Source organism: Victivallis sp., from assembly GCF_048170485.1.
Taxonomy (GTDB): domain Bacteria; phylum Verrucomicrobiota; class Lentisphaeria; order Victivallales; family Victivallaceae; genus Victivallis.
The window spans coordinates 1-12488 of sequence record NZ_DBEXAY010000110.1; the positions used below are offsets into that span (position 1 = coordinate 1).

The following is a 12488-nucleotide window of genomic DNA, read 5'->3' on the forward strand; positions in this document are numbered from 1 at the left end:
GCAAAAAACCATATCAGCGGTCGAGCTGGAAGAGCGCGAAGCGCGGGAACTCCGGCAACCGCAGAGAAACGCCGCCCGGAACCGGTTCGGCGCTCCCCTCCCCCGCGGCCAGACGCCAGTGCCGACCCTCCGCTTCGGGGAAGTGCGTGAGAGCGAATTCCCCCGCCTCCGGCGCCCCCAGCTCCCGGAAGGCGATCAGCCAGCCGCCGGTGGAAACCAGTCCGGTCAGCGCCTTCCCGTCCGGCGCCGCGCCGACCGGATAGATTTCGCCGCCCAGAATCGTGTCGCGATGACGCCGCCACAGCTCCAGCAACGGACGAATCCGGCCGCAAATCTCCTCCGGCACCGTCGACGGCGCAAACCAGAGCAGTGGATTGGCGAAAAGCGCAATCGCCGCCCAGTATTCGACCGGATAGAGATCCGGCTGCGGCATGCCTTTCTTTTCGTAGAAGGAGCGGCGGATGTCCGACGGGCTCGGAATCTCCACCTGCAGCAGCTGCGGACGCATCACCCGCGCCAGCTGCCAGAGGCTCCGCAGCGTCTTCTCCGGATGGTACCCCAGCCCCCACTCGTGGCAGACGTAGCGGTTCTCGAGGAAAATGTTGCCGTACTCCACCATCCGGAAGTATCCGGGCCGCTGCCCGGCGGTGGTGTCGAGGTTGAAGTAGACCCGCCCGCCGGTCGCCTCGCGCACCGAACGAAGCAGTGCCTCCAGATTGCGCTCCGCCTCGCAAGTGCGGATCTTCACGCCGTCGATCTTGAAGAAGCGGAAGTTCCACCTCCGATGGAAATCGAGCAGAAATTCCCGGAACTCCTCCCAGTCGCGGAACTCCACGTTGCTCGACGGCGCACACCAGAGCGCCAGCTCCACTCCGGACTGCTCCGCCACCGGCAGAAGACCGGCAAAGGTGCCGTGCAGCCGCTCTTCGGAGATCTTCCAGAACGCCGGGGTCAGATGCTCGTTGACGTTGATCAGCCGCCCCAGCCCCTCCCCCTGCTGCCAGGTGTCGTCGATCTGGTAGCATTCGGCTCCGCAGACGGCGGCGGCGGCGATCTCACGGCGCAGGAACTCCTCGCCGACCAGCTCGCGGAACCGGCCGCACCCCCACGGGTTGACCATCGCCACATGGGTTTCCGGCGCAGTCGGGAACCGCCCCCGCAGGTAGGCTTTGAGGCGGCAGTCGCGCTCGACTTCGTCGGCGGCAAGGATCGTCACACTGCGGCCGGATTCGATCTCCACGCCGGGTGACAGCTCCCACGGCGCCGCGTTCCACACGCAGGAGCGGAGCCGCCGGTCACGCACCTCGAAATCGAACTCCGCCCAGTCGCGCCGCTCACTGCTCGGTGAGCTCTCCTGCAGAACCAGCACGCCGGCTCCCGTTTCCTTGCGACACCAGAGCAGATTGCCGCGGAAGAACTCCTCGCCGGGCAACGCCGGGTGATCGAGCAGAAGATCGTCGTGAACATCGGTCCGGGCAACCGGTTCCAGCGAACGCTCCGGCGCGAAGCCGGGCGCGAGCCGGAATCCATCCACCGCGCCGGAACGCTGTTCCACCGGCAGAAAATCGTTGGCGGCACGCATCTCATCGCGGTACGACCAGTAGAGGTTCGGCATCACCCGGCTCAGAATCGCGGCCCGCACACCGACCGCCGGAACTCCCGGATAGAGAAAGTAGGTCAGCCGGAACCGCACCTGCTGAACCGGTTCGAAGAGCGTCACCTCCGCCTCCAGATGGGCCGCCTCCGCCCAGCCTGCCGGAACACACTTCGCCGTAACCTCTTGCCGCTGAAAGACGATGTCGTACGCTCCGGGCGTCGTGATTCCGGCGAACGAGAGGTCACTGCCCGGCTCCTCCGGGTCGGCGAATTCCAGATCAAGGTCGGTCCGCCGGAATGAAACCGTTTCCGGACAGCCTTTGAAAAAATCGACGGTTCGTGAAACAAGAGAATTCTCCAGCACCAGTCTGCGGCCGTCGAACCGGATGACGGCATCCATAAGTTCGGCAAGGATTTTCTCCGACATCATCTGCTCCTTTTTCGTTGAATCAAACATGAATTTTTCCCAATATACACGCCGCCCGGAGCGATTGCAAGAGTCCGGCGGAGATTTGACTTTTCCCGCCCGGCGTGTATGGTAAAAGGCAAACAAACGAAAGGATGCATCATGAAAAAATCGACCCTTTTTCATTCGGCGGCCGCCGCCGCATTCGCCGCATTTCTGCTTCTCCCCGGCTGCGGAACCGGCGGTGACGCCCCGGAGTATCCCCTGAACAACACCAGCTGGGTGCTCGATCTCTACACACTGCCGGAACCACCGGACCCCGCCTCGCGCCCGCTGCGGCCGATCACACTGCTGATCAACGAGGAGAACCGCACCTCCGGCAATGCGGGAGTCAACCGCTACACCGGCACCGCCACCATCGATCTCGATGCGGGAAAAGTGCAGTTCGGCCCGCAGGCAACCACCCGCATGGCCGGCCCCGGTTTGAAGAGCGAACGCACCTATCTGGATGCGCTCGCCGCCGCCAGATCCTTCCGGATCGACGGCAGAATTCTCACGCTGTTCAGCGAGGACGGTACGCCGCTGGCGAAATTCATCGCGCACACGTCTGACGCGACCTGCAATCCGGCCTCTTCGCAGAAGTGAGACGGATTCTGATCGTCGGCTGCTGCGGCGCCGGAAAAACCACCCTTGCGAACGAGCTGTCAAAGCGGCTCAATCTGCCGGTCGTCCACCTCGACCGGCTCTGGTGGAATCCCGGCTGGATCGAATCCACTCCGGAAGAGTTCGACGCCCGGCTTGCCGCGGAACTCCTCCGCGAATGCTGGATCATCGACGGGAACTACAAGCGCACCCTCGCCGAACGGCTGAGGTACGCCGATACCGTCCTCCTCCTCGCCTATTCGCGCACCCGGTGCCTGTGGCAGATCTTCCGGCGGCTCCGTGAATTCCACGGGCGAACCCGCCCGGACCTCGCCGACGGCTGTCCGGAACGGATCGACGGGGAGTTTCTCCGCTTCGTCTGGAACTTCAACCGCCGTGTCCTGCCGGAAGTCCGGCAGATTCTCGCACAGCGCCCCGCCGGATGCACACTCCGCGAATTCCGTACTCCGGCGGAGACGGAACGTTTTCTCTCCTCCCTGCCCCCGGCACGCTGAAACCGGAATACAAAAAGCCCGCCGGAAGGCGGAATCCGAAGAGTTCCACCACTCCGGCGGGCGGGAGGGTCAGCGGTTTTTCTTCAACCCGATGTCGAAGTTGAGCAGCAGCGCAGTGCGCGCCGCGATGTTGTCCAGCCGGTCGGTCACCTGCCGGAGCACGCCGACCAGCGCGATGAAGATCACGCCGGTTTCGGCGGTGCAGTCCCCCTTGCTCAGATGCTCGAGATGGGAATCCTCGAGCTTCGCCGCCTGCCGCCGGATCTCCTCGGCGCGACGGCGGGCGGAGTCGGCCCGTTCCGGAGAAATCTCATCCAGAGCGGCGAGCACATCCTGCGCCATCGCCTCGATCGACGCGAAAAACTGCCGCAACTCCTTCTCCGGTTTGCGCCCGAACTTCTCATGGAACCCGGCCAGCCGGTCCGCCTGATTGATGACGCCCGACGCATAATCGGCGAGCCGCTCCGCATCGTTGGTGCAGTGAAGCAGTACCGGCAGCGCCTGCGCCTCCTGCGAGGAGAGCGTGTGCTGCATCAACGCGGTCAAGTAAGCGGTGATCTCCTCCTGCATCTTGTCTACCTTGTGTTCCCGGCGCGTCCACTCCGCGCGGCGCGTGGTGTCGATCCGCCCCTCGAAGATGCCGTCGGCCATGGTCTTTGAAACCAGATTCCACGCGCCGCGGGTCATCGTGCGGAGCTGGAAGAGCGCCTGCTGCAACGCCACCGGCGGATTTTCCAGCAGATAGGGATCCAGCTTGGTGTACTTCACCTTCTTCTTCCGGACCGGAATCAGCTTTTCGCAGAGGTGCGCCATCTGCGTCACGAAAGGCAGCAGAATCAGCGCGGTCAGCACATTGAACAAGGTGTGCGCGTTGGCGATGTGGCGCGGCACATTCTGCGCCACCGCCGCGAAGGCGTCGCCCGGCGTGATCCAGTCAACCAACTGGAAGAATGCCGGAATGCCGCTTTCCCCCAACGGAACGTAGAAGAAGATCACCATCACCGTCGTGCCGAAGACGTTGAACAGCGTGTGCGCCAGCGCCGCCTGCTTCGCCACCCGGTTCGCCGGAATCGCCGCCAGCTGTGCGGTCACCGTCGTACCGATGTTGGCGCCGAGCACCAGCGGCATCGCGGTGTAGAGGTTGATCAGCCCGCCCGCGCCGAGCGCGATGATGATGCCGGTCGAAGCCGAACTCGACTGAATGATCATCGTCACCACCAGCCCGATCAGGAGCGCCCCCAGCACCGCGCCGAACGGCATCACCCCGTCGACCGGCGTGCAGTCGAACCGTTCGAAGAGCCGGATGACCGACGGGAACGACCCGATCGAGGTGAGTTCTTCACTCATGATCGACATGCCGAAGAAGAGGAAGCCGAATCCGAGCACGGTTTCCCCGATGCCGCGGATGCCGCGCCAGGTGATGAAGTAGAGCAGCAGTCCGGCGATGATCGCAGGCATCGCCAGCGCCCCCACATCGAAGGAGACGATCTGCGCGGTCACCGTCGTACCGATGTTGGTGCCGAAGATGATTCCGATCGCCTGCGAGAGGTTCAGCAACCCGGCGTTGATGAAGCCGATCACCATCACCGTACTTGCGCTGGAGGATTGAATCACCGCGGTCACCCCCGCCCCGGCGAGCAGCGCCACCACCCGGTTGCGGGAGAAGAAGCGCAGAATGCTCTTCATCCGCTCGCCGGCGACCTTCTGCAAACCGTCGCTCATCATCTGCATGCCCCAGACGAAGATCGCCAGCCCGGCAAAGGCATTCAGCATCAGCATCCAGAAGTTCATGCCGAGCACTTCGACCGAAATGCCGCGCGAGAGCAGACCGCCGTCAGTGTCGGCGGGTTTGACGTCGATCCGGTAGCTTCCGGTACCGCCGTTGAGCATCACGCCGGTGCTGGCGACGCCGTTTTCATCGGTTTCCGCCACCGGCGAGGTCAGTTGGGCCGAACCATCCGCCGCAGGCTGGCGGACCAGATCGAAGAAGACCCGCCGCCCCGCCGCCGGACGGCCGTCGGTGCCGTAAAGCTGCACGGAAACCGGTTCCGGAAGCATCGCGCCGGCGGCCCCCTCCTGCCGGTTCCCGCGGACGGAAACACCGGAGATGAAACGGACCGTCACCGCGCGCTCCTCCGCGCCGACCGGGATGAGCCGGAGGTATTGATCCCCCACCTGCTTCCCCGCCCGGACCGGAATGCGGATGGTTCCGCCGGCGTCGCTCTCAAACTCGCTCTTCTCCAGAACCAGATCGGAATCCTGCTCCGGCACAGCGAGCAGTTTCACCCCCGCCGCCGGACGGCGGCTGCCGCTGCCGCCGAGCAGGCCGCGCTCCTGCGGCCCCTGCAGTTCGATCACCAGCGGTCCGGGGAACATCTCCCCGGGCCGTGCACAGCTCTCCGCGCCCCGCACGACATTGACCCGCTCCACCCGGACCGGGCTCTCGTCGCGACAGCCGGTGGAAAACACTCCCACGAGCGCGGCGGCGAAAAGAATTCCGGCCGCGCGCGTCCTCCAGCAGTTTCTGAAACGTCTCATTTATCGATGATTCACTCCTATTTTGCGATGCCACGCCACCACCATCGGACTGGCCAGAAAGACCGACGAATAGGTTCCGATGACGATGCCCAGCATCATGACTAATACGAAATCGTTGATGACAATGCCGCCGAAGCAGAACATCACCGCCACCACCAGGAAGGTGGTCACGCTGGTGAGCAGCGTCCGGCTGAGCGTCCGATTGATCGCGGCGTCGATCAAAGTGTGAAAGTTTTCTCCCGGGTAAAGTTTCGCATCCTCGCGGATCCGGTCGAAGATCACGATGGTGTCGTTGATCGAATAGCCGATGATCGTCAGCAATGCCGCGACGACCGGCAGCGACAGTTCGCGCCCCATCAGGATGAAGATGCCGAGCGAAACGATCACGTCGTGCACCAGTGCGATGGTGCCCGCCGCCGCGAAGGTAAGTTCAAACCGTAGCGTCACGTAGATGCTCATGCCGATCAAAGCCAGCACAATCGCCAGAACCGAACTCTTCGTCGCCTCCAGCCCGACCAGTCCGCCGACGGTGGTCGCTTCGCCGTTGGCGAGCTTGAGCTGCGGGAACGCCTGCATGAGCATCCGGCTCACCCGGTCGTTCAGGCCGAAGGCGGCCTCCCCTTCCGTCCCCGCCTCCGCCGAACGGTCGCGGATCAGGATCTCCAGCTTGCGGTTGTCCCCCGCCGACGGATTCGACTTGTAGCCGACCCGGACGTTGGAGTCGATGGGCGAAAGCACCTTCTCAATCTCTCCGACCGGAACCTGCTCGGCATAGGAGTAGCTCAGCCGGGTGCCGCCGGTGAAGTCGACGCCGAGCATCCGCTCGCCCTTGACCGCAAAGAGCAGAATGCTCCCCGCCACCAGCACGCCGGAGCAGAGAAACGCCCACTTCGCCTGCTTCAGGAACTGAAAATGCGGATGCGAAAAGACGTGGCACATCCGCAGCGTCTTCCAGTGGAAGAAACGGAGCATGTAGTCGAAGATCAGCCGGGTCATGAACACCGCAGTGAAGAGACTCGCCAGAAGTCCGATCGCCAGACTTACCGCGAACCCTTTCACCGGCCCGTTGCCGAAGTACATCAGAATCACCGCGCAGAGCAGTGTGGTCAAATTGCCGTCCAGCACGGCGGAGAAGGCCTTTTCATACCCGAGATTGACCGCGCTGGCCAATGTCTTGCCGGCATTCAGCTCCTCGCGGATGCGTTCGAAGACCAGCACGTTGGCGTCGACCGCCATGCCGAGGGTGAGGATGATTCCGGCGATGCCGGGCATGGTCATCGTCGCACCGAACGCGGCCATCGCACCGAGGATGAGCACCACGTTGACCGCCAGCGCCGCCACCGCGATCACCCCCGCCCGGAAGTAGTAGATGCACATGAAAGCCGTGAGCAGCACCATCGCGAGGATTCCGGCGAAGATGCCGTTGTTCACGTTGTCCGCGCCGAGCGACGGAGCGGTGTCGAAGACCGCGTTGACCTTGATCTGGAAGGGGAAACTTCCGCTGGTCAGGGCGTCGGCGATATTCTGGGCCTCCTCGTTGGAGAAACGGCCGGAGATCTCCGCACTGCCGCCGGTGATGCTCCCCTGGATCACCGGAGCACAGTAGAGTTCACCGTCGAGCACGATCGCCAGCCGCCGGCCGATGTTCCGGCTGGTCACTTCGCCGAACCGCCGTGCACCGGCGGAGTTGAAGAGGAGCGAAATCTTGGTCTGACCGAACTGGTCGCGCACCGGGCGCGCCTCGGCGATCGAACGGCCGTCCATCTCAGGCCGCCGGGCGATCAGAAGATATTCGGTCACGGCGCCGCGTTCGTCGCGGGCGGCCATCACCTCGTATCCGGGCGGCGGCATGAACGCTTCCGGATGAGCCGGGTCGTAGCTCCGCATCAGGGTGTCGTTCTCCGGATGAACCAGCCGGAACGCTAGTTTGCAGCTCATCCGGATCAGATCGAGCAGTTTATCCTTCTCGTCGCGCGAGACGATCGGCGCCTTGAGCGAAACCGCCCGGCTGCCGAACGGGGTGATCTCCGACTCGAAGATGTTCTGCGTTTCGAGCCGCTTGCGGAGCGTTTCAATCGCCTGGTCGCGGTAGCGGTTGAATTCGGACTCCATGCGCGCCTCCATCTCGGCGCGGTCCTTCGCACCGCCCTCCGCCGCGAAACCGGCGAGCAGTTCCCGGTCGGGAATCAGCTCCAGCACGAATTCGACGCCGCCGTTGAGGTCGAGTCCGAGGCGGATGGAACCGGCCGCCTCCTTGCGGACCAGCGCGATCACGTCGGCGTTTCCGGCGAGGTTGCTCCCCTTGACCAGCGGCACAAGATCCACCTTCGCGTTGCCGGCGGCCTCCAGCAGAGCAACCGCCTGGTTGAGATCAGGGCGCTGCTGTTGCAGTTTGCGGGCCTCTTCGACCAGCCCGGCCGCGACCGGGTCGTCGGCGTTTTTCAGCGTTTTGCGGAATGTTTCATAAAAATCGCGCGGCGTCAACGGGTGGATCGACAGTGCGAAGATCGCAATCACCGCGACGATGACAAAGGTTCTCAGTTTCAGAAATTTTCCTTCCATGACAGTTGCCTTCTTTGCATGGCGGCGGAGAGGAGCACACGGAAAAGGTGCAATTGGGAATTACTCCGCCCGGATTGTCTACCAGAAGAGACGGCGGCGCAGTTGCGCCCGGCAGGGAGATGCGCGGCAACGGGAACGGCTCCGCACCTTCTGCGAAGCTGTCCAAAGAAGAAAGAAAGAGCGGTGATTCCACCCGGATTTCGCCGCCGCGCTCACGCGCAGGGGCCGGCCCGGGCCTCGATAACGGCCGCCAGCCGCACCGGACAGGGGGAAACCCCTTCGACGACACCGCGGAATCCGGCACGACGACCGGCGTCAAACCGCAGAAACCGGCAAACCGCCGGGCAATCCCCGCAGAAGCGGGCCGGATGAAGGCGGGACTGGTGCTGCGAACGCAGCTGAAGCCCGGCAACCCCGGAGAGATCCGGCAGCCGGGAGTGGAACTCCCAGTGGTCATTGAGCGGCTCCCCGGAGAGCGGGAGAAACGCGGCGACTTCGGCGGCAACCGGTTCCGTCACAGTAGCGGAGGAACGTTCCGCCACCGCGTTGTCAGCATCGCCCGCGGCCGCGAGAAACAGGGCAACAAGCGTGAAAAGGGTAAAGAGAATATACTTCTTCACTGCCGTCGTCGCCCCCGGTGGAATTTGAAAGAATCCGCTTCCATTCTGTATCTATAAATAATATACCTCCTGTCCGTCGTTTTTTCAACCGGCGGACAGGAGGCAGGAGAGATTCGGACGAACCGAACGCCGTGGATCAGCGGAAGAAACGCGGGTCGATCTCGCTCCGGAGCGCCTCGAAAAGTTCATCGGTCATCGCCTGAATCTCATCGAGACCGAGCTTCGACTGCGTGTTCGGGTCGGCGGCGATCGCGTGGAAGATCGCCCGGCGGTCGCAATTGAGCGCCCCCTGCGCCCCCATGAGCTGGACGTTGATCATGCCGCGGTTGAGACAGGCGAGCTGCTCGGGGTAGTTTTCGATCCGGCAAGGGAAGATGCCGCCGCCGTTGACCAGGCAGGGGACCTCGACGGAGCACTCCGGCGGGAGCGACGGCATCAGCCCATGGTTCATCACGTTGAGGTTGGCGGTGAACGAATGGTTCTTCTCGATCGCCGCGATCACCTGCACGCCGTATTCGGCGCTCGGCGTAAGGTCGATCTCCTTGGTTCCGGCGAGGTAGGCCTTGAGGTCGTTCTCGTTGCGGACCTGAAGCCCTTTGCAGAGGACAACCGACGCCCCGGAAACGCCGGAACTCATCGTATTCCAGTCAAGCCCGTCCTCGATCTTCGGGAAGTCGTTGCTGCAGAACTTGTCAATGAGATCCTGACGCTTGCGGATGTAGGGGATGTATTCGCTGCCGTGGCCGCTCGACTCGGTCGGGAAGTAGCCGAAGTGGCGGAAGATTTCAAACCGCACTTTGTCGCGCTTGTAGATCTCCGGAACGTCGAGGCACTTCTTCAACTCCGGATAGAGGTCGCGCCCGTCGGCTTCCAGCTTGAGCATGAACGCCTGATGGTTGACTCCGGCGGCGAAGAAGTGCAGTTTCTCATACGGCACCTTGAGCCAGTCGGCAATCTGTTTCGAGGTGTGCTGGACGCTGTGGCAGAGACCGATCACTTTGACCGTCTTCGCCCGGCGGGAGAGCGCGATGGTGTTCATCGACATCGGGTTGACGTAGTTGAGCAGATAGGCGCCGGGGCACTCCTCCTCCATCACATCGAGCACTTCAAAGAGGTCGCGCAGCGTGCGCAGCCCGCGGAAGACGCCGCCGGGCCCGAGAGTGTCGGAAACCACCTGATCGACTCCGTACTTCATCGGGATGCTGTACTCCAGCTCCTGATGGTGGATCGTGCCGCAGCGGAAGATGGTGATGACGTAGTCCGCGCCGCGGACCGCCTGCCGCAGATCGGTGGTGGTTTCCGGATGGAATTCGACACCGATTTTTTTGGCGATCAACCCGCCGATGGTGGCGGCGTGGGCGAGCCGCCCGGCATCGATGTCCATCAAAGTAAGCTGATAATGACGCAGCTCTTCATCCAGCAGAATGTCCTTCATGAAATTCTGCGAAAAAATCACGCCGCCGGCTCCGACAAGAACGATCTTCGACATGCTGTCACTCCTTTTTCTTGCATTTCTGAATTGCATTTTTGCGGTGCTGTGTTATACTATATCTCATAGAACATCAAGTTGACAATAAAAATTTTGCGTTAAAAATAGCACTTTTGGAGCAAAAGATATGCCGGAGCGGAAACGACATCCCGGCCGGATGGGAGTCCATCGGGCGGACCCCAACACCCTGCAGAACATTCCACTGCCGATCTACCCGCGTTCCCTCGGGAACTTTCTGGTGCCGGGCGATTACGTCGAGCTGGTTCCAGCCGGGACAAAGAACTTCGTGCAGTTCTTCTGGTGCGTCGACGGCGAAGGGGAGTTTGAACTTGAAGGCACGCCGGTAACGGTGCGCGCCGGCGACTGCTTCTACCATCTGCCGATGGAACCGCACGTTCACCGCGCCCATTCGAATCTGTGGGAGTACCGCTGGGTCGCGTTCGACGGGCCGTTCGCGCGGGAGTTCATGCTCTCCTACCAGTACCCGCGCGCCGCGTTCCACGCCGGAGCCTGCCCGCACGAGCTCTTCCTCGAGCTGGAAACCTGGATGCGCGAAATGAGTCCCTACAGCTGGCGGCAGATGGTGGCGATCATCTGCGCCCTCCTCGCCCGCGCGGGCGGCAGGAACGACGACACCACCCGGGAGGGACGGGTGGTCAACGAGGCAATCCGCGTCTGCCGGGAGCGTTTCTCCGACCCGGATCTCAACGTCAACCGCCTCGCCGACGAACTGGCGATGGACCGTTCCACCCTGCGCCGCATCTTCAAACAGAAAATGTGCATGACCCCGTCGGACTATCTGGCGAAACTGCGGATTCAGCACGCCCTTTCGCTGCTGGAGCAGACCCGGCTGCCGCTTGCAGAGGTGGCGGACCGCTCCGGATTTTCCGACGTCAGCTACTTCTGCCGGGTGATTCGCCGCGCCGTCGGCGTCAGTCCCGGCAGTTTCCGGGCCCATTGACGGTACCGGTCTTCCCCTGATAAAAAAAAGAGAAAAAAATCGCAGCACCGCCTTGTATTCCGAAAAAACCGTCACTATATTACCTTAAAAATAAATAAGACGAGGAGTGCACATGGCGCGGAAAACGATTTTCCATTCCCTTCTCGGAGAGCTCGAGCAGCGCATCGGCCGCCTGCCGGCGGGCACCATCCTCCCGGCGGAGCAGACGCTCGCCGACGAGTACGGCGTGAGCAAGCCGACATTGCGGCGGGCGCTCGCGGAGCTCGCAGAGCACGGCCTCATCGCCAAGGAGAACGGCATCGGCAGCGTGGTCATCGGCGCGAGAAGCGCCATGCGGCGTGAACTCATCTTTTTGTGCAACAACCTCAACTTCTACTCCACCACCCTCTCGACTTTCGCCGCCAGAGTGCGGCAGGAGAACTATTTTCTCTCCATCGTGCCGCTCGACGGAGACGCCTTCACCCAGGAGCAGATCATCCGGACCGCCATCGAGCAATCCCCTTACGGCATCGCGGTTTCCGCCGACCAGACCCACAACGATCTGCCGATCTACCGGGAGCTGGCCTCCGGCCCCATTCCCACCGTGTTCCTCTGCCGGCTGCCCGGCGGCGTGGAGAGCGGTTCCCTGGCCATCATCGACAACCGGCGGGAGTTCTGCCGGATCGTCCAGCACCTCTATCGCGAAGGGTGCCGCAGATTCGCCTTCTTCACCGATATCCCGCCTTCGGTCGAGGTGGTGCAGGAGCGTTTTGCCGGCTTCCTCGACGGCATGCGCCGCTGTCGGCTGAAGCCGCAGGAAACTCTGCTCTGCCTCCACCCGGAACAGCAACAGGAGTTCCTGCTCCGCTTCACCGGCCCCGGCGCCCCCGACGCAGTCTGCTGCCACAACGACCGGAGCGCGCTGGAACTTATGAAGCTATTAAGAATCAGAGGAATCGACTATTCCAAAATCCGCTTCACCGGATACGACAACCTCTCACTGCTGCGCTTTCTCCCTCAGAAACTGCTCACCGCGGAACTGCCGCTCGCCGAACTGGGCAAGGCCGCGGCGGAAATCCTTCTGCGCCAGATCGAAAATCGAAGTTTCAAGCCGGTCTGCAAACGGCTTCCCGCAAGAATCAAGGAGAGTTAAGGCACTTTTTTACCGCAACCTTTAAAA

At 62.6% G+C, this 12488-nt stretch carries 9 protein-coding genes; 4 read left to right on the top strand and 5 right to left on the bottom strand.

What is annotated here, in order from left to right; all coding sequences use genetic code 11:
• Positions 1-13: 13 nt before the first annotated feature.
• Entirely contained in the window at positions 14-2026 is a 2013-nt protein-coding gene (locus tag ACMLHG_RS05875) for a hypothetical protein (RefSeq protein ID WP_417169887.1), read from the bottom strand.
• Between the two features lie 138 nt (positions 2027-2164).
• Between ACMLHG_RS05875 and ACMLHG_RS05880 the strand changes: the two genes are divergently transcribed.
• The gene (locus ACMLHG_RS05880; RefSeq protein ID WP_295808928.1) at positions 2165-2647 is read left to right on the top strand and encodes an META domain-containing protein; all 483 of its coding nucleotides are present in this window, start codon (positions 2165-2167) and stop codon (positions 2645-2647) included.
• Positions 2644-3159, top strand: a complete 516-nt coding sequence (locus ACMLHG_RS05885) for an AAA family ATPase (protein ID WP_417169888.1) — start codon at positions 2644-2646, stop codon at positions 3157-3159. The genes ACMLHG_RS05880 and ACMLHG_RS05885 overlap by 4 nt, the downstream gene beginning before the upstream one ends.
• A 69-nt stretch (positions 3160-3228) precedes the next feature.
• Here the strand turns inward: ACMLHG_RS05885 and ACMLHG_RS05890 are convergent, their stop codons facing one another.
• The 4 genes from ACMLHG_RS05890 to ACMLHG_RS05905 all read right to left on the bottom strand — a co-directional run bounded on the left by ACMLHG_RS05890 (position 3229) and on the right by ACMLHG_RS05905 (position 10368).
• On the bottom strand, positions 3229-5697 hold the full coding sequence (locus ACMLHG_RS05890; RefSeq protein WP_417169889.1) for a Na/Pi cotransporter family protein: 2469 nt from the start codon (positions 5695-5697) through the stop codon (positions 3229-3231).
• Positions 5698-8259, bottom strand: coding sequence for a protein translocase subunit SecD (gene secD / locus ACMLHG_RS05895; RefSeq protein ID WP_294436035.1), 2562 nt, complete (start codon positions 8257-8259; stop codon positions 5698-5700).
• A 212-nt stretch (positions 8260-8471) separates the two neighbouring features.
• On the bottom strand, positions 8472-8879 hold the full coding sequence (locus ACMLHG_RS05900) for a hypothetical protein (RefSeq protein ID WP_294436036.1): 408 nt from the start codon (positions 8877-8879) through the stop codon (positions 8472-8474).
• A gap of 136 nt (positions 8880-9015) precedes the next feature.
• On the bottom strand, positions 9016-10368 hold the full coding sequence (locus ACMLHG_RS05905; protein WP_417169890.1) for an alpha-glucosidase/alpha-galactosidase: 1353 nt from the start codon (positions 10366-10368) through the stop codon (positions 9016-9018).
• Between the two features lie 127 nt (positions 10369-10495).
• On the opposite strand from ACMLHG_RS05905, the gene ACMLHG_RS05910 reads away from it, so the two are divergent.
• Together ACMLHG_RS05910 and ACMLHG_RS05915 are read left to right on the top strand one after the other, a co-directional pair.
• A complete protein-coding gene (locus tag ACMLHG_RS05910) occupies positions 10496-11329 on the top strand; it encodes an AraC family transcriptional regulator (protein WP_417169891.1) in 834 nt (277 codons plus the stop codon).
• 112 nt (positions 11330-11441) lie between these two features.
• Positions 11442-12461 (top strand): substrate-binding domain-containing protein, encoded by a 1020-nt coding sequence (locus ACMLHG_RS05915; RefSeq protein WP_295808938.1) that lies wholly within the window; start codon positions 11442-11444, stop codon positions 12459-12461.
• Positions 12462-12488 lie beyond the last annotated feature (27 nt).